Origin of the sequence: Weizmannia sp. FSL W8-0401, from assembly GCF_038009125.1 — a bacterium.
GTDB lineage: Bacteria > Bacillota > Bacilli > Bacillales > Bacillaceae_C > Weizmannia > Weizmannia coagulans.
Map to the genome: position 1 here is coordinate 2,214,370 of NZ_JBBPAG010000001.1, position 23,623 is coordinate 2,237,992.

21 protein-coding genes, 20 tRNA genes, 1 rRNA gene and 1 pseudogene are annotated in these 23,623 nt (G+C 49.8%); 12 read left to right on the forward strand and 31 right to left on the reverse strand.

Annotated features, from left to right (window positions below; genetic code table 11):
* Window positions 1–35 precede the first annotated feature (35 nt).
* Together NSU00_RS10800 and NSU00_RS10805 are read left to right on the forward strand one after the other, a co-directional pair.
* Window positions 36–1,085, forward strand: coding sequence for an IS630 family transposase (locus NSU00_RS10800; protein ID WP_340703670.1), 1,050 nt, complete (start codon window positions 36–38; stop codon window positions 1,083–1,085).
* Between the two features lie 11 nt (window positions 1,086–1,096).
* Window positions 1,097–1,498: pseudogene (locus NSU00_RS10805) on the forward strand (RNA-guided endonuclease InsQ/TnpB family protein); the annotation flags it as partial.
* A gap of 450 nt (window positions 1,499–1,948) precedes the next feature.
* On the opposite strand, the gene NSU00_RS10810 reads toward NSU00_RS10805, so the two are convergent.
* Window positions 1,949–2,992 (reverse strand): DUF2584 family protein, encoded by a 1,044-nt coding sequence (locus tag NSU00_RS10810; protein WP_235601649.1) that lies wholly within the window; start codon window positions 2,990–2,992, stop codon window positions 1,949–1,951.
* Between the two features lie 15 nt (window positions 2,993–3,007).
* Complete coding sequence (locus NSU00_RS10815; protein ID WP_340703675.1) at window positions 3,008–3,547, reverse strand: flavodoxin family protein; 540 nt, start codon at window positions 3,545–3,547, stop codon at window positions 3,008–3,010.
* Between the two features lie 220 nt (window positions 3,548–3,767).
* Between NSU00_RS10815 and gntK the strand changes: the two genes are divergently transcribed.
* From gntK to NSU00_RS10835, 4 genes are all read left to right on the forward strand, one after another.
* Window positions 3,768–5,303: a gluconokinase gene (gene gntK, locus NSU00_RS10820; RefSeq protein WP_340703676.1), complete on the forward strand. Its 1,536-nt coding sequence runs from the start codon at window positions 3,768–3,770 to the stop codon at window positions 5,301–5,303.
* Window positions 5,304–5,814: 511 nt separating this feature from the next.
* Window positions 5,815–6,822, forward strand: coding sequence for an ABC transporter substrate-binding protein (locus NSU00_RS10825; RefSeq protein WP_019720654.1), 1,008 nt, complete (start codon window positions 5,815–5,817; stop codon window positions 6,820–6,822).
* Window positions 6,823–6,859: 37 nt separating this feature from the next.
* Window positions 6,860–7,630 carry an ABC transporter ATP-binding protein gene (locus NSU00_RS10830; RefSeq protein WP_013860027.1) on the forward strand — a complete coding sequence of 257 codons (771 nt, stop codon included), beginning with the start codon at window positions 6,860–6,862 and terminating at the stop codon, window positions 7,628–7,630.
* The gene (locus NSU00_RS10835; RefSeq protein ID WP_340703677.1) at window positions 7,617–8,423 is read left to right on the forward strand and encodes an ABC transporter permease; all 807 of its coding nucleotides are present in this window, start codon (window positions 7,617–7,619) and stop codon (window positions 8,421–8,423) included. The genes NSU00_RS10830 and NSU00_RS10835 overlap by 14 nt, the downstream gene beginning before the upstream one ends.
* Window positions 8,424–8,437: 14 nt before the next feature.
* Here NSU00_RS10835 and ytkD read toward each other — a convergent pair whose 3' ends face one another.
* Window positions 8,438–8,902, reverse strand: a complete 465-nt coding sequence (gene ytkD, locus NSU00_RS10840) for an RNA deprotection pyrophosphohydrolase (protein ID WP_340703678.1) — start codon at window positions 8,900–8,902, stop codon at window positions 8,438–8,440.
* A 169-nt stretch (window positions 8,903–9,071) separates the two neighbouring features.
* On the opposite strand from ytkD, the gene NSU00_RS10845 reads away from it, so the two are divergent.
* Window positions 9,072–9,320 (forward strand): DUF6154 family protein, encoded by a 249-nt coding sequence (locus NSU00_RS10845; protein WP_013860030.1) that lies wholly within the window; start codon window positions 9,072–9,074, stop codon window positions 9,318–9,320.
* Window positions 9,321–9,392: 72 nt separating this feature from the next.
* Here the strand turns inward: NSU00_RS10845 and NSU00_RS10850 are convergent, their stop codons facing one another.
* Window positions 9,393–9,842 (reverse strand): Dps family protein, encoded by a 450-nt coding sequence (locus NSU00_RS10850; protein ID WP_017551858.1) that lies wholly within the window; start codon window positions 9,840–9,842, stop codon window positions 9,393–9,395.
* Window positions 9,843–9,958: 116 nt separating this feature from the next.
* On the opposite strand from NSU00_RS10850, the gene yidD reads away from it, so the two are divergent.
* The 4 genes from yidD to NSU00_RS10865 all read left to right on the forward strand — a co-directional run bounded on the left by yidD (window position 9,959) and on the right by NSU00_RS10865 (window position 11,644).
* The gene (gene yidD / locus NSU00_RS10855; RefSeq protein WP_013860032.1) at window positions 9,959–10,195 is read left to right on the forward strand and encodes a membrane protein insertion efficiency factor YidD; all 237 of its coding nucleotides are present in this window, start codon (window positions 9,959–9,961) and stop codon (window positions 10,193–10,195) included.
* Between the two features lie 30 nt (window positions 10,196–10,225).
* Window positions 10,226–10,414, forward strand: a complete 189-nt coding sequence (locus NSU00_RS16070) for a DUF4021 domain-containing protein (protein WP_155759648.1) — start codon at window positions 10,226–10,228, stop codon at window positions 10,412–10,414.
* A gap of 120 nt (window positions 10,415–10,534) precedes the next feature.
* Window positions 10,535–11,425, forward strand: coding sequence for a metal ABC transporter solute-binding protein, Zn/Mn family (locus NSU00_RS10860; RefSeq protein WP_071451983.1), 891 nt, complete (start codon window positions 10,535–10,537; stop codon window positions 11,423–11,425).
* Window positions 11,426–11,485: 60 nt separating this feature from the next.
* Window positions 11,486–11,644, forward strand: a complete 159-nt coding sequence (locus NSU00_RS10865; RefSeq protein ID WP_013860036.1) for a DUF1540 domain-containing protein — start codon at window positions 11,486–11,488, stop codon at window positions 11,642–11,644.
* Window positions 11,645–11,909: 265 nt separating this feature from the next.
* Here NSU00_RS10865 and menC read toward each other — a convergent pair whose 3' ends face one another.
* The 6 genes from menC to NSU00_RS10895 form a co-directional block, all read right to left on the reverse strand.
* Window positions 11,910–13,013, reverse strand: coding sequence for an o-succinylbenzoate synthase (menC, locus tag NSU00_RS10870; protein WP_118498333.1), 1,104 nt, complete (start codon window positions 13,011–13,013; stop codon window positions 11,910–11,912).
* A complete protein-coding gene (locus NSU00_RS10875) occupies window positions 13,010–14,464 on the reverse strand; it encodes an o-succinylbenzoate--CoA ligase (RefSeq protein ID WP_340702817.1) in 1,455 nt (484 codons plus the stop codon). The genes menC and NSU00_RS10875 overlap by 4 nt, the downstream gene beginning before the upstream one ends.
* Window positions 14,465–15,093: 629 nt before the next feature.
* Complete coding sequence (gene menB / locus NSU00_RS10880; RefSeq protein ID WP_013860039.1) at window positions 15,094–15,912, reverse strand: 1,4-dihydroxy-2-naphthoyl-CoA synthase; 819 nt, start codon at window positions 15,910–15,912, stop codon at window positions 15,094–15,096.
* A 40-nt stretch (window positions 15,913–15,952) separates the two neighbouring features.
* Complete coding sequence (gene menH, locus NSU00_RS10885) at window positions 15,953–16,756, reverse strand: 2-succinyl-6-hydroxy-2,4-cyclohexadiene-1-carboxylate synthase (protein WP_013860040.1); 804 nt, start codon at window positions 16,754–16,756, stop codon at window positions 15,953–15,955.
* Window positions 16,753–18,498 (reverse strand): 2-succinyl-5-enolpyruvyl-6-hydroxy-3-cyclohexene-1-carboxylic-acid synthase, encoded by a 1,746-nt coding sequence (menD, locus tag NSU00_RS10890; protein ID WP_340702818.1) that lies wholly within the window; start codon window positions 18,496–18,498, stop codon window positions 16,753–16,755. Before menD ends, menH begins: the two co-directional genes overlap by 4 nt.
* A 1-nt stretch (window position 18,499) precedes the next feature.
* Entirely contained in the window at window positions 18,500–19,831 is a 1,332-nt protein-coding gene (locus tag NSU00_RS10895) for an isochorismate synthase (protein WP_019720645.1), read from the reverse strand.
* A 500-nt stretch (window positions 19,832–20,331) separates the two neighbouring features.
* Between NSU00_RS10895 and NSU00_RS10900 the strand changes: the two genes are divergently transcribed.
* Window positions 20,332–21,255, forward strand: a complete 924-nt coding sequence (locus NSU00_RS10900) for a 1,4-dihydroxy-2-naphthoate polyprenyltransferase (protein WP_019720644.1) — start codon at window positions 20,332–20,334, stop codon at window positions 21,253–21,255.
* A gap of 154 nt (window positions 21,256–21,409) precedes the next feature.
* Here NSU00_RS10900 and NSU00_RS10905 read toward each other — a convergent pair.
* The 21 genes from NSU00_RS10905 to rrf form a co-directional block, all read right to left on the reverse strand.
* Window positions 21,410–21,481: transfer RNA gene (locus tag NSU00_RS10905), tRNA-Glu, on the reverse strand.
* Between the two features lie 5 nt (window positions 21,482–21,486).
* A tRNA-Ser gene (locus tag NSU00_RS10910) sits at window positions 21,487–21,578 on the reverse strand.
* A gap of 3 nt (window positions 21,579–21,581) precedes the next feature.
* Window positions 21,582–21,656 (reverse strand) — tRNA-Asn (locus tag NSU00_RS10915).
* A gap of 5 nt (window positions 21,657–21,661) precedes the next feature.
* Window positions 21,662–21,735 (reverse strand) — tRNA-Ile (locus tag NSU00_RS10920).
* A 4-nt stretch (window positions 21,736–21,739) separates the two neighbouring features.
* Window positions 21,740–21,813 (reverse strand) — tRNA-Gly (locus NSU00_RS10925).
* A 7-nt stretch (window positions 21,814–21,820) separates the two neighbouring features.
* Window positions 21,821–21,893 (reverse strand) — tRNA-His (locus NSU00_RS10930).
* A gap of 24 nt (window positions 21,894–21,917) precedes the next feature.
* A tRNA-Phe gene (locus tag NSU00_RS10935) sits at window positions 21,918–21,993 on the reverse strand.
* A gap of 8 nt (window positions 21,994–22,001) precedes the next feature.
* Window positions 22,002–22,074: transfer RNA gene (locus NSU00_RS10940), tRNA-Asp, on the reverse strand.
* Window positions 22,075–22,076: 2 nt separating this feature from the next.
* A tRNA-Met gene (locus NSU00_RS10945) sits at window positions 22,077–22,150 on the reverse strand.
* A gap of 16 nt (window positions 22,151–22,166) precedes the next feature.
* Window positions 22,167–22,259 (reverse strand) — tRNA-Ser (locus NSU00_RS10950).
* A gap of 24 nt (window positions 22,260–22,283) precedes the next feature.
* Window positions 22,284–22,360, reverse strand: a tRNA-Ile gene (locus NSU00_RS10955).
* Between the two features lie 13 nt (window positions 22,361–22,373).
* Window positions 22,374–22,447: transfer RNA gene (locus NSU00_RS10960), tRNA-Met, on the reverse strand.
* Window positions 22,448–22,462: 15 nt separating this feature from the next.
* Window positions 22,463–22,538: transfer RNA gene (locus NSU00_RS10965), tRNA-Ala, on the reverse strand.
* A gap of 16 nt (window positions 22,539–22,554) precedes the next feature.
* A tRNA-Pro gene (locus NSU00_RS10970) sits at window positions 22,555–22,631 on the reverse strand.
* 13 nt (window positions 22,632–22,644) lie between these two features.
* Window positions 22,645–22,718: transfer RNA gene (locus tag NSU00_RS10975), tRNA-Arg, on the reverse strand.
* 17 nt (window positions 22,719–22,735) lie between these two features.
* Window positions 22,736–22,821 (reverse strand) — tRNA-Leu (locus NSU00_RS10980).
* Window positions 22,822–22,830: 9 nt separating this feature from the next.
* Window positions 22,831–22,905 (reverse strand) — tRNA-Gly (locus tag NSU00_RS10985).
* 16 nt (window positions 22,906–22,921) lie between these two features.
* A tRNA-Leu gene (locus tag NSU00_RS10990) sits at window positions 22,922–23,003 on the reverse strand.
* Between the two features lie 12 nt (window positions 23,004–23,015).
* Window positions 23,016–23,091, reverse strand: a tRNA-Lys gene (locus NSU00_RS10995).
* A 170-nt stretch (window positions 23,092–23,261) separates the two neighbouring features.
* Window positions 23,262–23,334: transfer RNA gene (locus NSU00_RS11000), tRNA-Val, on the reverse strand.
* An 8-nt stretch (window positions 23,335–23,342) separates the two neighbouring features.
* Window positions 23,343–23,458: ribosomal RNA gene (gene rrf / locus NSU00_RS11005) — 5S ribosomal RNA — on the reverse strand.
* Window positions 23,459–23,623: the final 165 nt, after the last annotated feature.

Sequence of the window (23,623 nt, forward strand, 5' to 3'; positions counted from 1 at the left end):
TAGATTGTAACTATCCTAAAAAGGGCGGAGAAAAAATGTTGAATCAAGAACTTGAACAATTGCGAAACGCTATGCAAAACACAAGGGATAAACGTCTTTATGAGCGTTATCTCTCTGTGCTGTTACATTTAGAAGGCCGGACTTATCCAGAAATTGCCAAGATTATAGGACGTACCCGGCAAACGGTCATGAATTACTGTCATGCTTATGAAGAAGGAGGAATCTCCAGCCTTCAAATGAAAAAACCAACAGGTAAACCTGAGAAATTAACGGAAGATCAACAAAAGCAGTTGGCCGAAACCATTAGAAACAAAACCCCTGCAGAAGTTGGGTTCGAAGCAAAATACACTTGGACGCTCCCGTTAATCGCCGATTGGATCCAGCGTGAATTTCAACAGTCGTATACCCCAAGGGGCGTTTCTAAAATGTTACACCGGCTTGGGTTTAGCTATACAAAGGCCACATATACTTTGGCAAAAGCAGATCCTGAAGAGCAAAAAGCATTCAAAGAAGTCACTTTCCCAAAGCTAAAACAGCAACTGGAGAATGGGATCATCGATCACTTGTTGTTCGAAGATGAGGCATTCATCCGTGCTTATCAGGCTCTGCAGTATAACTGGTTCCCAAAAGGACAGCAGCGAAAAATCAAAACATACGGCCAGCATAAGGGTGCAAAGCTGTTCGCTGCCATAAACTATGAAACCGGCGAAATTACGCACTATGAAGAAGAAAAAAGTAATTCCTTGGCCTTTAGACGTTTTGTAGAACTCATTTTAAGTAAATACCCGCAAGGTAAAATTGTAATGGTTTTGGACAACAGCAAAGTGCATCAATCACAAATTATCAAGGATTTCCTGAAAGAAAATCCACGAATGGAATTTGTTTTTCTTCCTAAATACAGCCCTGAGTTGAACCCAGTGGAAGGATTATGGAAGTGGCTAAAGCAAGATGTCGTAAACAACGTCTTTTTCAGCAAATTTTACCAAATTCGCTCCCACGTGGCGGAATTTATGAAACAAGCCAGCCAAAAGAGCCAAGAAGTCATTGACCGGCTGCTTGTTAGATTAGAGATGTCAAAAACTTAAGTTCATCTTATATAGTAGTGGCTAAATTACATGAGAAAGTGGCGAACCAACGCATGAATTTTCTTCATCATAAGTCAAAAGAATTAGCTTCTAACTTTGATGCTGTCGTGATTGAGGACTTGAACATGAAAGGGATGTCTCAAGCCCTTCACTTTGGGAAAAGCGTTCATGATAACGGCTGGGGAATGTTCACTACTTTCTTAGCGTATAAGCTAAAAGAACAAGGGAAACAACTTGTGAAAATTGATAAGTGGTTTCCCTCCACTAAGAAGTGTTCATGTTGCGGCAAGGAAAAAGAAATGCCATTATCTGAACGTGTATATAAATGTTCTTGCGGCTTTGTATTAGATCGCGATCACAATTCAGCAATCAATATCAAAAATGAGGGATTACGCTTATTAGCGTTATCATAAGTAACAAAACTCTTGGAACAAGAGGGTTAGCTCGGTCAGTTTTCGTTGGCTAGTAAAAGCAACGATAAGTCGAGAAGCCCCCACTTCAATCAAACCGTAAGGTTGATAAGTGGTGGGTAGTTCACTCGCTTCGGCCTGTTCCTTTTTCCAGCTTCAGAAGCCGGCCTTTTCTCTTACGATTAGTATTTTCAATCTTGCCCATTTCATCCCGAAAAACCAGGCTGGCGGCGCACTTGCAAGGCGTGTGTTGCGTCTGCCAATATTCCGCCGCCGGATCCGTTTTTTCTCCGCGCTACTCGCAAGCTGATCCAGTTCCGTTCACCAGGCATGGCCCTTTGGCCGGATCCCGGCGTTCTCCGGTAAAATCAGCCGGGCATTGCACTTGTAAAATTCCCTTCCGCCCGTCCTGATAAACCAAACAGGCGCCGCGGATCATGGTGCGGCGCCTGTTTAATTCGGCGTGTTCAAAGAAACCAGTTCATAATGAACGATCGTTGTATTGTTTTCCCATTCCAGTTTGCGGATGACAGCGCTCCCGCTCGGCCCGTGTTCCTTCTTTTTCCGGATTTCAACTGGCGTATCAAGCGGATACACGCAGTAACCCGGTTGCTTCAGCAAAAAGAGGTTTTGCTCAATACGCTCTTCTTTCCCGTTCGTCACGAGCATCGTATCGAGTTCCATCGGCATTCCCATTCGGCTCACCTCCGTCGTTGCTTCTATTGTATCATGTGCGGAATGCCTTTTCATCCAAACGCTGGCATCATGGACAACCCGCCGGTTTACAGGCGGCGGGAAATGGTGGCCAAGCTCCGGGAAATACCATGTTTCAACCGGTTTTCCAAGCTGTTTGAGCCCGCGTTCGAGACGAATGGCGTGTTCCACGGACACATTTTGATCCTGCTCCCCGTGGATGACGAGAACGGGGCAACCAATTTGCCCGAGCTTATACAGCGGCGTCCGCACCCGGTACCGTTCTGGATATTTTTCCGGCGTGCCCCCGATCACGCGCTTCATCATTTTTCGCAAATCGACCCGTTCCGCATAACAAAGCGCAACATCCGAAACGCCGCCCCACGTGACAAGAGACGCGGCCGGCCGGGCTTGGGCGGTGCCGAGTGCCATGATGCCGCCGCGGGAAAATCCGAAAACGTGGACACGCCCGCTTACCCGCTCATGCTCCATCAATACGTCAAAGCCAAAATAGGCATCATGCATATCATCTCCGCCAAAGTCTTCATCGCCTTCCCCGCCCCGGTTGCCGCGGTAAAAAGGCGCGAAAACGATAAACCCTTCCGACGCAAACTCGCCGATCCTTGCAGGCCGCACCATGCCGACGCTTTTGATGCCGCCGCGCAAATATAAAAACCCGTCATAAATGCGCCCGTCATCCGGCTCTGCCAGCAACCCTTTCACTTTCAGGCCGTCCGACCAGTATGTCACCAGATACATGCGCACATGCGGATTCGGGGACGGAAAAAGCTGCTTTTCGATCACGGTCTTCAAATTGCATCACCTTTTCAGTGTTTCGTTTAATTGATCCGCTGCAAAGATTGCCTCTTTATCATGTACAATATCGCCGGGTTTATTGCCCTCTCCAAGAATGTAACCGTCAAAACGCATGCCTAAAAAGCCGAAAATATATGCAAACTGCTGGATCAGCGGCAGCCCCTTGACACGCGGCATATCCCCGCCGGCTGCAATCACATAAATTTTTTCCGACATTCTTTTTTTAAAGTCCGGAAACTGCGGATCCCGCAATGTTTGTGACCAGCGATCGATGAAGTTTTTCATCAGCCCCGACATCCCGTACCAGTAAATCGGCGTTGCAAAGATAATCGTATCGCACATTAAAATATGCTGGATGAGAATGCTATAATCATCCTCCACTTTCGAAAACCCTGAATCCGTGTGGCGTTTGTCTTCGGCCGGAAGAATACGCGCATCTTTTAAATAAAAGCGCTCCACATGCATGCCTTCCACAGCGCGTTCTGCGAGCAGCTCTGTATTGCCGCGCGGGCGCGAACTTCCGTAAATCACTGCAATCGTCATGGCTGTAACCTCTTTTATCCATTTACTTTTTACTTTCTATGCCAGTATGTCGGCCGCAGCCGGCGCCTGTCAAGCAATTCGGATTCCGGCGGTTTTCCAAAAAACTTTTAAAACCCGTGCGCTTTCAGTTAAAATAAAGGTATTGGAAAAAATTTTTAAAAAACACTGAACTGTAAAAATTATTTTGAAGCAGCAGGTTCATAAAGGAGATTGACTTTCGATGACCTATTATTTAGGCGTAGATATCGGTACAACATCAACAAAATCTGTTTTATTCGGCGAAAAAGGAAAAGTCATCAGCATGCACCATGCAGGCTATCCGCTTTACAGCCCGTCCCCCGAGGTCGCCGAGCAGCATCCGGATGAAATTTTCCGCGCCGTCATTGACTCGATGAAAACAGCGATCGCCAAAAGCGGCGTTGATCCTTCCGAAATAAAACTCGTTTCGTTCAGTTCCGCAATGCACAGCCTGATTGCAGTGGACAAAGGCGGCAAACCGCTAACCAACTGCATCACCTGGGCTGACGCGCGCGCGGCAAAATGGGCGAAAAAAATAAAGGATGAATGGCACGGCCAGGACATTTACAGGCGGACCGGCACCCCTATCCATCCGATGTCCCCCCTTTCCAAAATGACATGGCTCCGCCACGATGTACCGGAGCTGTTCAAAAAAACGTTCAAGTTTATCGGCATTAAAGAGTATATTTTTTATCGCTTTTTCGGGCAGTATATCGTCGATTATTCGCTTGCCTCTGCGACCGGCCTTTTTAATCTCCACGGCCTGGACTGGGACAAAGAGGCGCTGGATGTGGCCGGCATTACGGCAGAACAGCTGTCAAAACCTGTGCCGACAACCTTTTACCTCACCGGGCTTGCGCCGGAATATGCGGCCGAAACCGGCATTCCGCAAGACACGCCGTTTGTTGCCGGCGCAAGTGACGGGGTGCTTTCGAATCTCGGCGTGAATGCGATCGACCCCGGTGTTGTCGCGATCACGATCGGGACAAGCGGCGCGATCCGGACCGTTACGGATAAACCTGTGACCGATCCAAAGGGAAGGATTTTCTGCTATGCGTTAACGGAAAACCACTGGGTCGTCGGCGGGCCGGTCAATAACGGCGGCATGACGTTCCGGTGGGTGCGCGATGAACTGGCCGCAGCCGAAGTCGAGACGGCAAAACGGCTCGGCATTGATCCGTATGAAGTACTGACGAAAATTGCCGCCCGTGTTGCCCCGGGATCGGACGGGCTCATCTTTCATCCGTACCTGGCCGGCGAGCGCGCGCCGATTTGGAACGCGGATGCAAGGGGATCGTTTTTCGGCCTCGGCCTGCACCATAAACGCGAGCATATGGTCCGCGCCGTGCTGGAAGGCGTGATTTATAATCTCTATACGGTTATGCTGGCGCTTCAGGAAATGATCGGCATCCCGAAAAAAATCCAGGCGACCGGCGGCTTTGCCCGCTCCGATTTGTGGCGGCAAATGCTCGCTGATATTTTCAACCAGGAAGTCGTCGTGCCGGAAAGTTTTGAAAGCTCCTGCCTCGGGGCGATCGTCCTTGGCATGTATGCGCTCGGCGAAATAGATGATTTCTCGGCCGTCTCAGACTGGATCGGCGCCACGCACACCCATCGCCCGATTCCGGAAAATACTGCGGTATACGAAGAGATCCTCCCGATTTACATCCGGATCTCCCGCCTGCTTGAAGGGGAATACACCAACATTGCCGCATTTCAGCGGAAATGGGTGAAATAACAATGGCGTGAAGGGCAAAAACAACGGACACGCATGGTTTTGACGGGAGACAATGGAGCTGTGCCATTTGCTTTTGGGCCGATTTGAAATCGCGGCGCTTTTCGCAAAACCAGGTCGTCCGCTTTGCGCATGGAACAATTTAGAAGATACAGACAGGGATGGATGGAACACGGCCATTCCGCTTTAAAATTTGCGAAGGACCGGCGTTTCAACTGGCCATGGACACGCGGCAAGCGACGGTATCCTGCTCATAAAAAAGGCTGCCCCTTTAGCTGTTTAAAGGGTGCAGCCTTTTTGAATATTGCCCCCGATCGCGGACAGAAATGTGCTTTCCCGGCCCCAGCCAGGAACAGGTTCAAACGCAACATCCCGATCCGGCTGGTCTCCGGCACCGTTCTCGTTTTATCTTTTCTCCCCCAACCCGGCAAAATAGATTTTTAATTGATTAGGCGTTCACACAATCAACTCACGCGGCATAGGCTGTAAAAAAGCCCAATGAGGAGGTTGCATGATGAAAAAGTGGCTCAAATCCGGATTCACGCTTCTGCTTGCCGTATTGCTTGCATTCAGTTTAAGCGCGTGCGGGAGTAAAGGTTCAAAGAAAAAAGCATTGCAAAAAGTGCGGGTTGCCGAAGTGACGCGTTCCGTCTTTTACACCCCGCTTTATGTCGCGCTTGCGAAAGGCTATTTCAAAGAGGAAGGGCTTGATATTAAGCTGGCGACCACATGGGGCGGGGACAAAACGATGACTGCCCTGCTTTCAGGGGGAACCGATATTGCGCTCGTCGGATCGGAAACGTCCATCTACGTATACAAACAAAAAGCGGCAGACCCGGTTATCAATTTTGCGCAGCTGACGGCGACAGACGGAACATTTCTCGTCTCGCGCAAAAAAATCGGCCATTTTTCGTGGGATATGTTGAAAGGCACCACTTTTCTCGGCCAAAGGAAAGGCGGAATGCCGCAGATGGTCGGCGAATATGTCCTGAAAAAGCACGGCATTGACCCGCACAAAGACACGAAGCTGATCCAAAACATCGATTTTGCCAATGTCGCCAATGCTTATGCATCCGGCACAGGGGATTTTGTCCAGCTGTTTGAACCGACCGCATCCACAATGGAAAAAGAAGGAAAGGGTTATATTGTGGCTTCTTTCGGCAAAGAATCCGGCAAAGTGCCGTACACCACCTTCATGGCAAAGCAAAGCTATTTGAAAGAACATGAAAAAACAGCGGTGAAATTTGTCCGCGCCCTGCTGAAGGCCGGAAAATGGGTGCAAAAAACCGATGCGGAAACGGTCGCAAAAACAGTCCAGCCTTATTTTAAAGACACGAATACCGATATGCTCGCCTCCTCTATTGAACGGTACCGCAGCCAGGGCTCGTTTAGCAGCGATATGATTTTAACCAAAAGCGGCTGGAACACGCTCCAGGACATCATGAAAGAAGCCGGCGAACTCGACCATACTGTGCCGTACGACAAACTGGTCAACGCATCCATTGTGAAAAAAGCAAAATAACGGAAAGGGGGTGCGCCCCTTCAGGCGGGCAGCACATATGCGTTTTTTGACCGTTCAAAACGTCAATCACACCTATTTTACGGCTAAACAGGCCACAAAGGCGCTTGAAAACATTTCGTTTCAAATGGAGGAAGGCGAGTTTGTCTCGCTTTTGGGCCCGAGTGGCTGCGGAAAAACAACGCTGCTTTCGATTCTTGCAGGGCTTCTGCAACCGACTGCGGGGATTGTGCAGATTGACGGCAAATTGCCAGGTTCCCGGCAATCTTCCATCGGCTATATGCTTCAGCAGGACTATTTGTTTCCGTGGAAGACGATTGAAGAAAACATCATGATCGGGCTGAAATTGGAAAAACGGCTGAATCCGGCGTCAAGAAAACATACACTCCGGCTTTTGCAAACGATCGGCCTTGCCGGCACCGAAAACCAATACCCGCGCCAACTTTCGGGGGGAATGCGGCAGCGGGCGGCACTTGTGCGGACGCTCGCGGTCGATCCGAAAATCCTGCTGCTGGATGAACCGTTTTCCGCCCTTGATTTTCAGACGAAATTAAAACTGGAGGACCTGGTATTTGACACGCTGAAGCAATTTCATAAAACAGCAGTGCTTGTCACGCACGATATCGGCGAAGCCATTGCGATGAGCGACCGGATCCTGCTGTTGGCGTCAAAACCTGGCAGGCTCCATAAAATTTTTGATGTGCCAGAAGAGCTCCGCCGCCTCCGCCCGTTTGAAGCGCGGAGCCGGCAAACCTATTCCGAACTTTTCAACGACATATGGAAGGAGCTGGAGTCCCTTGAAAACAGCTGAAAATACAGCGCTCCGGCATGAAGATTACCTTGCCGCGATACGCAAAGAAAAACGCCGGGTCCGCTTTTTCCAGCTTTTCATTTTAATTGTCTTTTTCTGCCTTTGGGAAGTGGCGAGCCGTCTCCATTGGATTGACCCGCTCATTTTCAGCTCCCCGTCCAAAGTGTGGGCGTTATTGGTGGCAAAGTTGGAAGACGGCTCGCTTTACGTCCATTTGGGGATTACCGTTTTTGAAACCGTCATGGGCTTTATCCTCGGGACTGTGCTCGGCGCGGCACTTGCCGCCGTTCTTTGGTGGTCGCCGTTTTTATCGAAGATTCTTGACCCGTATCTCGTCGTCCTGAACGCCATGCCGAAAGTAGCGCTCGGGCCGATTTTAATTGTCAGCATGGGCCCGGGATTTTCTTCTATTGTTGCCATGGGCGTCATTATCTCCGTCATTGTGACGACAATTGTGATTTATACGGCGTTCCGGGATTTCGACCCAAATTACACGAAAGTGCTGCACTCGTTCGGCGCCTCCCGCTTGCAAGTGTTCCGGGAAGCCATTTTTCCGGCATCGATTCCTGTGATCATTTCCACGTTGAAAGTCAATGTCGGGCTTGCATGGGTTGGAGTCATTGTCGGCGAGTATCTCGTATCTTCAAAAGGGCTCGGCTACATGATCATCTATGGTTTCCAGGTGTTTAATTTTACGCTCGTCATGCTTTCGATGATCCTGATTGCCATTGTGGCAACCATTATGTACCAGCTTGTCGGGTGGCTGGAGAAAAAGCTGGTAAAAGACAGATGAGGGTTCCCCCATTCTTATTTTTCAAGATGTCTGAGCGCTGTTTCGACAACCCCGTCTTTCATGAGAAAACTGAATGACGGGGACTGCAATTTTTCAACAAGATCGCCTTCCACAAGCACAGGTCCATCCGTTTCCAAATAGTCATGCTTGGTTTCAAGCCGGCCGATGTCCGCGTAAAAAACCGCCTTCACAAACGGCCCGCGCACCCGATCATCGACGCAGTATTCCCCGATATATTGAAGGTTTTCCGGAATGCCGCCCGTTTCTTCATACAGCTCGCGTCGAGCCGCTTCCCGGACCGTCTCGCCCGCTTCCCTTTTTCCGCCGGGAAACTCAAGCCCCCGCTTCGGATGCCTTGTCAAAAGCCAGTTTCCGCGGTAGCGTGCGAGCACGAGCACATGCTGCGGCTCTATGGAAAAAGCATTTTTTTCAAAAATAAGTGTAACTGGGTTGCCGTTCAAATCTGTAAACCGGTACACATCAAATCCCTCCTGTTCTTCATTATACGCAAGCGGGTGCAAAAATTGGCGAAATTTTTATTGAAACCTCTTGCATTTTTCGAGGTACATCGCGTGAAAATAATCATAAAATGTTTAAAAAGGCCCCATTGCGGATAGTGAATAAGAAATAAATAAAGGAGGAGACGGCATGAGGCTAGTCGATGAATTGTTTGAGCTGTACCGGGACCGGCTGACGGGGGATGAAGAAGACTTGGACGCCATTTCTGCAGCGGTCGTCGAAAATTACAACCGGAAAGACCTGCTTGGGATTGTGCGCGAAATGAGCACAGCCGAACTGGAACATTTTATCGGATTATACATACTGGAGACACTGAAAGATAAATTTTCCGATTATGCAGGCTTTGACGCTTACCCGACAACAAAATATTTGCAGTAATAAAGGCTGTTCCGCTTTGGCGGGACAGCCTTTATAGCGGGGGGCGGCTCCATTTGACCTCCCGCTTTTTCGTTACCGTCTTCCAAGAAAGGCGTTCAGCATCCAAATGTTTTTATCGAGCGTTTCCTGGATGTTGATAAACATGTCGGCGGTTGCATCATCGCCAATCCTGTTGGCAAGCCCGATCGCTTCCTCCAATTCTTTCGCGATCATCGCAAAGTCATTGGCAGTCGCTTGCACCATTTCCTCCGTGCTTTCATTGCCGCTTGCTTCCTGTACCGATGACAATTCAAGGCTTCCTTTCAATGTCGCTACCGGATTGCCGTTTAAAGCGAGAAGACGTTCAGCCAGTTCATCGAGATAGTCATTTGCAAGATTGTACAATTCTTCAAATTTGGCGTGAAGGCTTAAAAAATTCGGTCCCTTCACATACCAATGGTAGTTGTGCAACTTTGTATAAAGCACTGTCCAGTTGGCAACCTGCTTATTCAAGATTTCCATCAATTGTTCGTTTTCTGCCATGTTTCATCAACCTCCTGCTTTGTTTGTACCCTTTTCCCGGGCCTTCAAACACCCAATCATATGTTGCACATCTTTTTTGAAAACATGCTAAAATAAACGAAGAAAGGGGCAGATCGATGCTGAAGTTCATTTTTATTAAATTGATCCGTTTTTATCAACTTGCGATTTCCCCGCTGTTCCCGCCAAGCTGCCGGTTTCAGCCGACCTGCTCGAATTACGGGCTTGAAGCGGTAAAACGGTTCGGCGCACTCCGCGGCGGCTACCTGGCAATCAGAAGAATCTTAAAATGCCACCCATTCCACGCCGGCGGGTACGATCCCGTTCCGGACCAGTGGCCGGTGAAAAAACATTGAACACCATTCGGTTGCTATTCCGCCGTACCGGTGAAAAAACAACCCCTCCCCCGTATACGTTTCCCATTTCCGGAAAACGCTACAGGTGGAGGTGTTTTTTATGGAAGAGAAAAAAGAGCAGCAAAAAAGAGCGGCGATTTCGGCGCTGATCCCGACGAACAGGCCATAAACGGCGATTACGGTATGCTTGAAACCGAAGAAGAAGACAAAAAAGATTAAGGGGCAGCATTTGCTGTCCCTTAAAAATTTTTCTTGCCATATGAAGCGGAGTTTAGTAATATATTTTTTGTGAGTAAATCGTAATCATTACGAATAAAAAAAAGAAAGGAATCGTCCGCTTTGAAAAAACTTTTTCCCGTACTGCTCGCTTTTACCATGCTGTTTGTTACGGCATGTGCAAACAAACAGGAAAGCAAGCAGGATCATAAAATTTCGGTTTATACTACCGTCTATCCACTCGAATATGTTACACAGCAAATCGGCGGGAAGTATGTGTCGGTTAAAACAATTTATCCGCCAGGCACGGATGAACATACATACGAACCGTCACAGAAAGATATCCTGAAGCTCGCCGATTCCGACTTTTTCTTTTACATCGGGCTCGGGCTTGAAGGTTTTGCGAACAAGGCAAAACAAGTGCTTGAAGGCCAAAATGTGAAAATGATGGCGCTCGGGGACCGGCTTCCTGTTCCGGATAAAACAAGTGCGAAAGCCGATCCGCATGTCTGGCTCGATCCCATTTACGTCAAGCAAATGGCCGGCATGATTACAGCACAACTTTCGAAAAAAATGCCGGAACAAAAAACGTATTTCAAGAAAAATTATGACCAGCTGGCAAAGAAACTGGACCGGGTCAATGCGGCATACAAACAGGCGGTAGAAAAGTCGGACAACAAAGAACTTGTCGTTTCCCATGCGGCATACGGCTACTGGGTAAAACGATATGGCATCAAACAAATTCCGATTGCTGGGCTCTCCACTTCGGATGAACCGTCGCAAAAACAGTTGGAAAACATCATCCAGAAAGTAAAACGAGACCATATTTCCTACATCGTATTTGAAAAAAATGTGCCTTCCAAAATTGCGAAAGTGGTCCAACAGGAAACGAATACAAAAGCGGTTTACATCCACCATCTTGGCGTCCGAACGAACGAAGAAATCAAAGCGCATAAAGATTACTTTACTTTGATGGACGACAATTTAAAAGGATTGGAAAAAGCTTTGCAGTAATGGTTTGCCGCACGCTGCAGAAACTAAAAGCGTACGGCATGTTTTAAGGGGGTGTCCCGCATGGCAAAAGATGTGTTATGCGAAGTCAGGAACTGTGTGTTCTGGGAGGAGGGCAATCTTTGTTCTGCCGAGGAAATTTACATCGTGAGCCATACAGGAACCCAGGCTGAAAACCAGCAGGAAACCGATTGTAAAACGTTTGAATCGATGTTTTCATGAAACCTGGCATGAAGGGCCATTTCACTGATCAGACACTTGAATGAAAAAACCTCGAGCTTCCAGCCGTGTGGGCTGATTTCATTTTCAAAATCGATGTTTTATAAAAAAAAACCAAGCGTTCACCTGTAAAGGCCAATTTCACTTATCGGTCATTTGAATCGAATGTCTTCATGAAAAGGTCTCGAACGTCCAGCCGTAAAGGCACTTATAAGACATTCGAATCGATGTTTTCACGAAAAAACTGCCGTCTTGTGCGGCAGTTTTTTCATATCGTTTCGGTATATGTCCGGATTTTTTTTACATAGGCGCGGTCGATCTCAAACCCGGTTCCCGGTCTGTCCAGCAGGCGGATTTGCCCGTTTTCCGCCGTGATTTCCGGTTCAATGATATCTTTTTCCCAAAACCGGCTGGATGAAGAAATATCGCCCGGAATCGTAAAGCCCGGCAAAGAGGCGAGCGCGAGGTTAAAGGCGCGCGATACGCCAAATTCGATCATGCCGCCGCACCAGACCGGAATGCCACGGGATGCACAAAGGTCATGGAGCCGGATCGCCGGATAGAGCCCGCCGACCCGCCCAATTTTAATATTGAGCGCCCGGAAGCTGCCGAGCCGGAGCGCGCTTTCCGCATCATGATATGTTACGATGCTTTCATCCAGACAAACCGGCGTCTCCAGCTGCTTTTGCAATGCCGCGTGCTCCACAATATCATCGGCGGCAAGCGGCTGTTCAATCATCAGGAGCCCGTACCGGTCGAGCCTTTTCAAACGCGGCGCATCCGCCAGCGTGTACGTGGAGTTCGCATCCGCCATCAGCGTGAGATCAGGAAATGCATCCCGGATTTCGCGGACAAACGCTTCATCATGGCCGGGCTTGATTTTGACTTTCACCCTTTTATAGCCCTCATCAACAAACGCCCCGATTTGCCGGAGCGCATCCGCTGTATCATGGCTGCCGACCGCAACGCCGGCAGCCACGCGGTCCCGTGCGCCCCCGATTAACCGCCAAAGCGGCTTTTGCTTCTTTTTCGCGTACAAATCCCAGATAGCCGTTTCGATTGCCGCCTTTGCCATATGATTGCGCCGGACGGACCGGAACCGGCCGCTCACTTCTTTTGGGTGTGCAACCGGCTTTTCCCGAAGAAGCGGGACGAGCACATCTTTCAGCATGTGAAAGCATGTCTGCACCGTCTCTTCTGTGTACCACGGGGTTGAAAATGCAACAGCTTCCCCGAAACCGGCCACCCCTTCCTTATCTAATACTTCAAGCAGGATTGCTTCCCGCTCCGTTACTTTTTCGAGCGCATTTTCAAACGGGGACTTAAGCGGCATTTTGATCACAGAAAGCGATACTTTTTCAATCCCGATCATGACGGCAGCAGCTCCAGCAGCTTCCTGCGCACCAGCTTATTCGATGCATTCCGAGGCAGCGCGGGAACGGCATACACTTTTTTCGGAATTTTAAATTTTGCGAGCCGCGTTTCGCAAAAAGCCTGCAGCTCCCTCTCCCGGACTGCCCTTTTTGTGACAATAAACGCAGCCGGCACCTGGCCCCACTTTTCGTCCTCCACGCCGATGACCCCGGCTTCAAGAATATCCGGATGGGCAAGGAGCACCTCTTCAATTTCAGCCGGATAGATATTTTCGCCGCCGGAGATAATCAGATCGGAGCGCCTGTCCAGTACGTATAAAAAGCCTTCATCATCCAGATAACCGATATCGCCGGTGAAAAACCAGCCTTCCCGGAAACTTTTCCGGTTCGCATCCGGGCGGTTCAGATAACCGATTGTCACGTTCGGCCCTTTTACCGCAATTTCCCCGTGTTCAAACGGCCCGCACACTTTGCCATCGGAAACAATCCGAATTTGCGCCGGGAATAACGGTTTCCCCGCCGACCCGATTTTTCGCAGACTGTCTTCCGGGGCAAGCGTCACGGTTTGCGAGGCCGTTTCGGTCATGCCGTATGACTGAAAAACCGGGATATTCTTTTCGGCACACGCTTCAAGCAGCGGGCGCGGCGCCGGCCCCCCGCCGAGCAGGAGGCAGCGGAAGTTCGGATGAAGGCTGTCGTGTCCGAGTTCACGAAGCAAACGCTGCAGCATGTTGGCCACAACCGACATCGTTGTAATGCGGCCGGACTTCAGCAGTTTGGCCGTCTCTTTTTCATCAAATTTTTCCATTAAATAAACCGTCATGCCATAAAAAACAGAACGCATCAGGATCGAAAAACCGCTGATATGAAAAAGCGGCACTGCGCACAGCCACGTATCGTCTTCCCGCACGCCGAGATTGAGCGCAGAACCGGCGGCGCTCCACCAGTGGTTGCCGTATGTTTGCAGGACGCCTTTTGGTTTGCCAGTTGTGCCGGATGTGTACATGATCGAGCAGACATCCCCGAGTGCAAACTCCGCACGTTCTTCGTAGCCCGCAGCCGGCAAATCGCCAAGTGCTTCGCTTTGAATCACGGTTGCTGTTTCGTTTAACACTTCTGTTTTTTCTCGGAACGCTTTTTCTGTAATCAGCCATTTCGCGCCGCTGTCGGTGAGCTGGTACTGCATTTCCGCCGTCGTTAAACGGTGGTTGAGAAAAAGGGTGCGGACACGGAGCTGCTGCAGCGCATGGAGAATGACCGCCGTTTCCGCGCGGCTGTTTAAAAGGACCGCTGCCGTATCTTCCGCCTGCATGCCGCAGCCGGACAGCTTCCGCGCCGTTTCTTTCGCCTTTTCGTACAGCCCGGCAAACGTCAGGCTTGTACCTTGACTGATGAGCGCAATCCGGTTCGGCGTTAAATACGCGCGCTGTTTTAAAAAATTGGGTAGCATAACATCACCTGATAAAAATCTATTTTGAACATGCCACTTTTGCTTTTTCAACAGGACAGTTTATCCCTATCCATTGCAAGATCGTCTTTTAAAAGCGCCTTAAAGGACATTACGGGCTTCTTTATTTGCGAAATTGTCCTTTTGAACCCTTCTAAAGGACATTTTGCTTTTTGTCTCTCCCGGAATTGTCCTTTTGGAACACGCTAAAAGACAGTTTGACCTTTGTCACTTGCCGAAATGTCCTTTTGAACCTCTCTAAAGAACAATTTGCTCTTCGGCTTTCCCCGAATTGTCCTTTTGAACCTCTTTAAAGGACAATCTGCGCTTCATTTCTACCTGAATTGTCCTTTTGGAACACGCTAAAAGACAGTTCAATCTTTGTCAGTTGCCGAAATGTCCTTTTGAATCCCTCTAAAGGACAATCTGCGCTTCGTTTCTCCCTGAATTGTCTTTTTGTAACCCGTTAAAAGACATTTCTACCTTTGTCAGTCGTTAAAACGTCTCTTTGAAATACGTTAAAGAACATCTCAACCACTTGCTGAATTGCCTTTTTGAATCATGGACCATTCAGCAAAAATTTCCCCGTGAAAAAATTCAGGCTGCCTCAATCGAGACAGCCCATTTTCCAATCACGGGAAACGCGGGAACTGGCCGAAGTCTGGTTTGCGTTTTTCCTTGAATGCATCGCGGCCTTCTTTTGCTTCGTCCGTTGTGTAATACAAAAGGGTTGCATCGCCCGCAAATTGCTGGAGGCCGGCAAGCCCGTCCGTATCAGCATTGAATGCGGCTTTCAGGAAACGGATCGCCATTGGGCTTTTCTCAAGGATTTCCTCCGCCCATTTGATCGTTTCTTCTTCCAGTTTTTCATAAGGCACGACTGCGTTGACAAGCCCCATTTCCAACGCTTCCTGCGCGTTGTACTGGCGGCACAAATACCAGATTTCGCGCGCTTTTTTATGGCCGACGATCCTTGCAAGGTAACCTGCGCCGTAACCGCCGTCGAAGCTGCCAACTTTCGGTCCGGTCTGGCCGAAAATGGCATTGTCGGCCGCAATCGTCAAATCACAAACCACATGCAGCACATGCCCGCCGCCGATCGCATAACCTGCTACCATGGCAATGACCGGTTTCGGAATCACACGGATCAAACGCTGCAAATCAAGCACGTTCAGGCGCGGAATATTGTCGCTGCCCACATAGCCGCCATTGCCGCGCACTTTTTGGTCGCCGCCGGAACAAAAGGCCTTTTCCCCCATACCGGTTAAAATAATGACCCCGATATTGGCATCATCGCGCGCCCGGGAAAACGCATCATACATCTCGGTTACCGTTTCCGGCCGGAAAGCATTGCGCACATGGGGACGGTTAATCGTAATTTTGGCAATGCCGTTATAGGATTCGTATAAAATATCTTCATACTCATGCTCAGTTTTCCATTCAACTGCCATGATGATTCCTCCTTTTTTATGTACATTTTACGACAATTTATCAACAATTTTTTAAAAATCCCTTTACCATTGTACCAAACTTTTTCGGATCTTCCACATGAATTGCATGGCCGGCATGCGGAAAAATAATTTTTTTGGCATTCGGGAGCCGCTCTTCCATCTCTCCGGCAATCCGGCAAAACTTGGCATCCCATTCGCCAGTTGCAAGCAAGACGGGGAAATGAAGTTCAGAGAGTCTTCCCCACCATGATGGCTGCGCGCCTGTCCCCATGCCGCGCAGGCTGTTCGCCAAACCAGCCGGGTCATTTTCAAGGCGCTGTTTGCGGATTTTCCCCCGCACCCCAGCCGGCAGCTGTTTCTGTGATGCAAACAGCGGGAGATTTTCCCAATGGCTGACAAATGCTTCAATGCCCCCGGCCAAAATCCGTTCCGCCAGCTGTTCATCCCGCTCTCGCCGCGCCAGCCGTTCCGCTTCCGTTTTCAAGCCGGGAGACGCGCTTTCCAGTACAAGTTTATCTACCATTTGCGGATACCGGACGGCAAACGTAAGCGCCAGCCGCCCGCCCATCGAATAGCCGAGGACAGACGCCCGGCGGATGCCAAGCGCCTGAAGCACCGCACGCAAATCAGCGGCAGCTTTTGTAATGTCATAGCGGCCGGGATCATCCGGTTTTTCGGTTTTGCCGTGGCCGATGATATCCACCACAATGCAGCGGAATTCGTCCCGCAGCATCGCAACCGTATCATTCCAGGTATTCCCATTTCCTGTAAAACCATGAAGCAGCAGCAACGGTTCCTCGTCACCAGCCGTTTCTACATGGTATTCCAATCCGTTAATTCTCATTGTTGCTCACCTTGAAAATACCGTTCCATTTCCCGGGAAACCTGTAACCAGATTTTCCGGTGGCTTTCGACATTTTTCGCCCGGTTTGTCCGGACTTCAATCACCTGCAGCCCGCCTTTATAAGCAGAAAGCGCCGCCCGGAATTGATCCCAGTTTTGCGGCTGGACGTAGCTCCCGCCATACATTTTAACCGCATATTCAAATGCGAGGTCCGTCGGCGTGCCGAACAGCTGCTCAAATTTTTCCGGCTCATCCGCCTGGGGCAGGAAAGAAAAAATGCCCCCGCCGTTATTGTTGATCAAAATCACACAAAGATTGAGCTTGTGCATCTTCGTCATCAACAGGCCGTTTAAATCATGGAAAAAGGACAAGTCGCCGATCAGCAAAAAGGCTTTGCCGCATCCCGCGCTCACGCCGGCCGCACTAGACACAACGCCGTCAATGCCGTTCGCGCCACGGTTTGCCAGAATCCGGATCTTTTTATCTGTTGCCTGGAAAAATGTGTCGACATCCCGGATTGGCATGCTGTTGCCGACAAAAAGCGTGCTGCCATCCGGCAAAGCAGCAGCAAGTTCGGTTACCGTTTTTCCTTCATCAAAGGTTTCTTCCGCCTCCAGCGAAGCTGTAACAATCTGCCGCGCTTGCTGATTCAATTTTCGCCACATGGCAAACCATTCCGAAAACGGGTTCATCACAATTGCATTTGATAATTTTTTACAAAACTCAATTTCATCCGAATAAACAACCGTTGTTCCCCGCTTCACGGGATCTCTCCAGCCGTTTCCGCCATCAACAATATAATGGGCGGCTGTTTTCACTTTTTTCAGCAGAAGGGTCAGCGGTTTGGAAACCGGCATGGCGCCGAAACGAATCACAACATCCGGTGCAAGGCGGCCGGACCATTTCGGATCTTTCAGCAAGGAATCATAATTTTCAATGATCCTTTCTTTCCCGTGCCGGCCGCTCCGCAGTTGTGACAACGGATCTGCCAGCACCGGGTAACCCGTTTTTTCGCTGAGCGCCACAACCGCCTCCGCAAAGCCAGGAATATCCATCGGCCCACAAATGATCAGGCCCCGGTCCTTTTCCCGGATCTCTTTTGCCGCGATTTCAACCGTTTCTTCTGAAAGCTGCAGGGTGCCGGAAAAATTTTCAATTGCCGCTACCGGTACTTCGCCGGCAAAAGGAGACGGCTTAAGAACCGGAACAAGCGGCTCGCGCAACGGAAAATTAAGATGCACGGGGCCCGCCGGCTGCTGAAGAGACGTTACTACTGCCCTGGCCGCTGTCTGCCGGACAAATTGAAGCATTTCTTCCCCTGCTTCCGGAAGCGGCATTTCCTCAAACCACTTGACATGGGTGCCGTACAGACGGATCTGGTCAATGGCCTGCGGGGCACCGACATTGCGTAGTTCATGCGGCCGGTCTGCCGTCAGCACAATGAGCGGCACGCGTGAAATATTGGCTTCCGCAACCGCCGGATAATAGTTGGCGGCAGCCGTGCCAGACGTGCACAAAAGCACAACCGGTTTGCGTTTTTCTTTTGCAAGCCCGAGCGCAAAAAAAGCGGCTGACCGTTCATCAATATCCATGTAAATTTGAAAATCCGGGTGTTCTGCTAACAACATCGCAATCGGCGTCGACCTTGACCCGGGGCTTACCACCGCATAGCGGATCCCCATTGCGGACAATTGCCGGATAAAAGCTGCCAAATAAGTTGTCATGATCTCCTGGTGTCCCACTCTATTTGCCTCCTAAAGCGCGCAGCATCGGGGTAAATTTGACGCTTGTTTCTTTATATTCTTCTTCAGGTTCCGATTCCTTAACGACACCGCATCCGGCATAAAGGGATGCATGGTCCCCCTTTAACAGCCCGGAGCGGATGCCGACGCAAAATTCGCCGCTTCCCCTGTAATCCACCCAGCCGATCGGCGCGCCGTATAAACCGCGGTCCATTTTTTCAAGAAGCCGGATCGCTTCCATGGCCGGCTGCCGCGGAATACCGCCAAGTGCCGGCGTCGGATGGAGCGCCTTGACCAACTGAAAAAGGGTGGTGTTCTTGTCTTTCACTGTCCCGGTAACCGGGGTGTACAGATGCTGGATATCGCGCATCCGCATTAAAACAGGCGCACCCGGCACATTCAGCCCGTTGCAAAAAGGTTCAAGCACCTGCCGAATCATGGATACGACAAAACCATGCTCGCTTAAATTTTTCTGATCCGAAAGCAGCGCTTTTCCAAGTTCCAAATCCTCCGCCTCATTGCGGCCGCGTTTGATCGAACCGGCAAGGCACGTCGATAAAATATGCCGGCCCGTTTTTTTTACCAGCCTTTCCGGCGAAGCCCCGATAAAACTTTCACTGCCTTCTTCCAGTACAAATAAGTAGCTGTCATTTTGCTGGGCGGAAAGCGCCGCAAGCACCGCATCCGGGCTTGTCACGCCGTCAAAAGCAAGCTCCAGTTTTCTTGCCAGGACAACTTTGTCCATTCTCCCTTCCCGGATGAACTGCACGGCTGTTGCGACACTTTTTTTCCATTCGTCCGCACCCATTTCCTGTACAGCTTTTAAAGGCGGAAGTGCAGGGAAAGCTGTACTGCCGTTTAAAAGGCTTCGTGCAGTTTTCTCCGCTTCCTGCACGCTCTCTGTTCCGCCGCATCCGTTTACCGTAAGAAAGACGGCATCTTTTTTAAACGTGAAAAGAATCTGCGGCACGCGGAAAATGCCTTGGCCAAATGTTTTCCACTCCTGCTTGGCAACCGTCCCGTCAAACGCAAAACCGCCGAAAAGCACAGGCCCTGTTCCGGTTTCCGCGGTTTCCGGATAAACTTCGCCCGCCCCCTTCAAATTTCGCCATTCGTCTTCCATTTGGGCAAAACCGTCAGAGGCTGTGACCGTACAGGACCAGACGCGGCCAAAACCGACAAATACAGTTTCGCGATTCTTATCCTGCCAAAAAAACCGGCTGCCGTAAAAACGTGCGGCACCCGCTGTAAAAAGGCGGAGCGGATCCGGTGCAGTGCGGCATTTTATAATCCTGCTTGCCAGTTTTAATGCCGGCGCCGTTTTTTCTTTCATTAATATATCCTCATTAGCCAAAAGATCTCCTCCAAACCTCTCTTGCTTTTTGCCGAGCCATCTATCACAGTTTTCGTATGAAAACTTAACATTTTTATGAACATACCTCATCTATTATATAAAATTTGCCGGTTAAATTCAGCAAAACGGCTTAAAATAAGATTCCTGAATCCGTGACGAAAATATAACAAACGCCGTTAATAGGTAGATTTCCCAAGAGTAAGGATATAGTGGTGTCCGACTATTCGATAAATGCACTTTTAGTGATTCAGTATGTAAAAATTTCCCTAGATCACCTGAATGTGGAATGAATTTAATTTGTCTGATATACCAATTATACTAAATTTTATGCGATTTGTTTGCCTTTAAGCGGAAATTTCGTCACGGATTCAGGAGATTGTCAACCAAATACATTGACACATAGGCCTGATTTCCCTAAACTTTAAATGTACTAATTTCGCCATATTTCTATAAGAATAGCATAAAAGGAGAGTAAGAAGATGAATGCGCAATCTTCTCCAGCAATCGGCCCTGACAAAGGCTGGCGGATCTGGTGGCAATTGACACGGCCCCATACCTTAACGGCCGGTTTTGTTCCTGTCATCCTCGGGACAGTACTGGCTTTAGGCATTGCCCGCATCAATCTGCTGCTGTTTGCTGCAATGCTGGTTGCAACCCTGTTGATTCAGGCAGCAACCAATATGTTTAATGAATATTACGATTACAAACGCGGCCTTGATACCGAGCACTCCGTCGGGATCGGCGGGGCAATCGTCAGAAACGGCATCAAACCGAAAACGGTGCTCCACCTCGCCTTTGCTTTTTTCGGCGCAGCCATGCTGATCGGCGTTTATATTTGCTCGCAAAGTTCCTGGTGGATTGCTGTAATCGGCTCTGTCTGCATGCTTGTTGCGTATCTTTATACTGCAGGGCCTTTTCCAATTTCATCGACGCCGCTCGGCGAACTGATTTCCGGCTTTTTTATGGGTGTAATCATTATATTAATATCGTTTTTTATCCAAACAAAAACGATCACATGGCCGATTGTATTTGTTTCGATTCCGATTATGATTTTAATCGGCGCTATTATGCTGTCGAACAATATCCGCGATCTGGACGGCGATAAAGCAAATGGCAGAAAAACGATTGCCATTCTGCTCGGCCGGAAAGGGGCCATCCTGCTTCTGGCCGTGATGTTTGCCCTTTCCTACCTCTGGATGGCTGGCCTCGTTTTGTTCGGTGTTGTAACCCCGTGGGTACTGCTCGTTTTTGTCAGCACACCGAAGCCGGTCCGGGCCATTAAAGGCTTTATTGGAAAAAGTGAACCGTTGCAAATGCTGCCTGCCATGAAAGCAACCGCACAGACAAACACGATTTTTGGTTTGCTATTATCCATCAGTTTTTTAATTGATCATTTTATTTGAAAAAACGGCGGAGTGTTGCACTCCGCCGTTTTTTTGCGCTTTTCCCCACCGGGGCCCGGAGCCTCTGGCGGGATGCAAAGAGGTTTGCAGAAGTGAAAAAACACGCAAAAAAAAAGCTGCTCCGGCAGTTTTCGGAACAGCTTCGTGACCAGTATGACCCGTACGGGATTCGAACCCGTGTTACCGCCGTGAAAGGGCGGTGTCTTAACCGCTTGACCAACGGGCCAGAAATGGCGGAGAAGGAGGGATTTGAACCCTCGCGCCGCTAATCGCGACCTACACCCTTAGCAGGGGCGCCTCTTCAGCCACTTGAGTACTTCTCCATATGGCTCCGCAGGTAGGATTCGAACCTACGACCGATCGGTTAACAGCCGATTGCTCTACCACTGAGCTACTGCGGAATAGATGGGCCTAAATGGACTTGAACCATCGACCTCACGCTTATCAGGCGTGCGCTCTAACCAGCTGAGCTATAGGCCCAAAGTGGAGCGGGTGATGGGAATCGAACCCACGACAACAGCTTGGAAGGCTGTGGTTTTACCACTAAACTACACCCGCATCAAAGGGCGGATGATGGGAATCGAACCCATGAATGCCGGAGCCACAATCCGGTGCGTTAACCACTTCGCCACAACCGCCATATATTTTTCATTGAAAACCAATGGTGGCTCGGGACGGAATCGAACCGCCGACACAAGGATTTTCAGTCCTTTGCTCTACCGACTGAGCTACCGAGCCAAAACAAGCGGTCCCGACGGGAATCGAACCCGCGATCTCCTGCGTGACAGGCAGGCGTGATAACCGCTACACCACGGGACCAATTGCGGGGGCAGGATTTGAACCTGCGACCTTCGGGTTATGAGCCCGACGAGCTACCAGACTGCTCCACCCCGCGATGATAAATAATGAAATGGCGGAGGAAGAGGGATTCGAACCCCCGCGCGGTGTAACCCGCCTGTCGGTTTTCAAGACCGATCCCTTCAGCCAGACTTGGGTATTCCTCCGTATGATAAGCGAAAAATAAAAAATGGTGGACCTTGTAGGACTCGAACCTACGACCGGACGGTTATGAGCCGTCTGCTCTAACCAGCTGAGCTAAAGGTCCGATATACGAAATATAGCGGCGGAGGGGATCGAACCCCCGACCTCACGGGTATGAACCGTACGCTCTAGCCAGCTGAGCTACGCCGCCGTTATTTGACCTGTTTGGTGGAGCCTAGCGGGATCGAACCGCTGACCTCCTGCGTGCAAAGCAGGCGCTCTCCCAGCTGAGCTAAGGCCCCACTATGATCATCTTCATGGTCGGGAAGACAGGATTTGAACCTGCGACCCCATGGTCCCTAACCATGTGCTCTGCCAAGCTGAGCTACTTCCCGAAAGAGGAATAAGCGCGCCCAAGAGGAGTCGAACCCCTAACCTTTTGATCCGTAGTCAAACGCTCTATCCAATTGAGCTATGGGCGCATTTGTCATGGTACTGATGCCGAGGACCGGAGTCGAACCGGTACGGTAGTCACCTACCGCAGGATTTTAAGTCCTGTGCGTCTGCCAATTCCGCCACCCCGGCGGGATAAAATGGAGCGGAAGACGGGATTCGAACCCGCGACCCCCACCTTGGCAAGGTGATGTTCTACCACTGAACTACTTCCGCATATCGTGCTAAACAGTGCGGGTGAAGGGAGTCGAACCCCCACGCCTTGCGGCGCCAGATCCTAAGTCTGGTGCGTCTGCCAATTCCGCCACACCCGCAGATAAGATAAATGGTGAGCCATGCAGGATTCGAACCTGCGACCCTCTGATTAAAAGTCAGATGCTCTACCAACTGAGCTAATGGCTCATATTCCGATAACGACATTACTTGTCACAAAGAAAATTATACTATATTGGGTTAAATATGTACATATCTATTTTCTTTCAGGATTCCCGCGAGTATGTGCCGGTCACAAGGCAGTATCCCCGAACTTCCGATAGAAAGCCGGTTGCCCCTGAACCGGGATGGCATAAAAATGGAGGATGACGGGATCGAACCGCCGACCCTCTGCTTGTAAGGCAGACGCTCTCCCAGCTGAGCTAATCCTCCGTATTATGGCCCGGCAACGTCCTACTCTCGCAGGGGGAAACCCCCAACTACCATCGGCGCTGGAAAGCTTAACTTCCGAGTTCGGGATGTATTCGGGTGTGACCTTTCCGCCATCATCACCGGACCAGTATAATTTTGGGATATGTTCCCTGAAAACTGGATGGGAGAAAAAAACTGTAAACGGAGAATGCGTTTCTGCTTCTAACTTTGAGAATTGTCCAGCTTCGGTGCCTAGCCCCTCGAGGTCGAATCACCTGCCCGCCACGGAGCCAAAAGACGGCTTCATGCC

Bases quoted from the DNA above. Each gene is read 5' to 3' on its own strand.
- NSU00_RS10850 (WP_017551858.1), bottom strand. From the start codon at position 9,842: ATGGCAGAAAACGAACAATTGATGGAAATCTTGAATAAGCAGGTTGCC.
- NSU00_RS10865 (WP_013860036.1), top strand. From the start codon at position 11,486: ATGGCAAAAGATGTGTTATGCGAAGTCAGGAACTGTGTGTTCTGGGAG.
- NSU00_RS10895 (WP_019720645.1), bottom strand. From the start codon at position 19,831: ATGAAAGAAAAAACGGCGCCGGCATTAAAACTGGCAAGCAGGATTATA.
- NSU00_RS10815 (WP_340703675.1), bottom strand. From the start codon at position 3,547: ATGACGATTGCAGTGATTTACGGAAGTTCGCGCCCGCGCGGCAATACA.
- NSU00_RS10830 (WP_013860027.1), top strand. From the start codon at position 6,860: ATGCGTTTTTTGACCGTTCAAAACGTCAATCACACCTATTTTACGGCT.
- NSU00_RS10875 (WP_340702817.1), bottom strand. From the start codon at position 14,464: ATGCTACCCAATTTTTTAAAACAGCGCGCGTATTTAACGCCGAACCGG.
- menH (WP_013860040.1), bottom strand. From the start codon at position 16,756: ATGAGAATTAACGGATTGGAATACCATGTAGAAACGGCTGGTGACGAG.
- NSU00_RS10845 (WP_013860030.1), top strand. From the start codon at position 9,072: ATGAGGCTAGTCGATGAATTGTTTGAGCTGTACCGGGACCGGCTGACG.
- NSU00_RS10800 (WP_340703670.1), top strand. From the start codon at position 36: ATGTTGAATCAAGAACTTGAACAATTGCGAAACGCTATGCAAAACACA.
- menB (WP_013860039.1), bottom strand. From the start codon at position 15,912: ATGGCAGTTGAATGGAAAACTGAGCATGAGTATGAAGATATTTTATAC.
- menC (WP_118498333.1), bottom strand. From the start codon at position 13,013: ATGATCGGGATTGAAAAAGTATCGCTTTCTGTGATCAAAATGCCGCTT.
- yidD (WP_013860032.1), top strand. From the start codon at position 9,959: ATGCTGAAGTTCATTTTTATTAAATTGATCCGTTTTTATCAACTTGCG.
- NSU00_RS10825 (WP_019720654.1), top strand. From the start codon at position 5,815: ATGAAAAAGTGGCTCAAATCCGGATTCACGCTTCTGCTTGCCGTATTG.
- NSU00_RS10900 (WP_019720644.1), top strand. From the start codon at position 20,332: ATGAATGCGCAATCTTCTCCAGCAATCGGCCCTGACAAAGGCTGGCGG.
- gntK (WP_340703676.1), top strand. From the start codon at position 3,768: ATGACCTATTATTTAGGCGTAGATATCGGTACAACATCAACAAAATCT.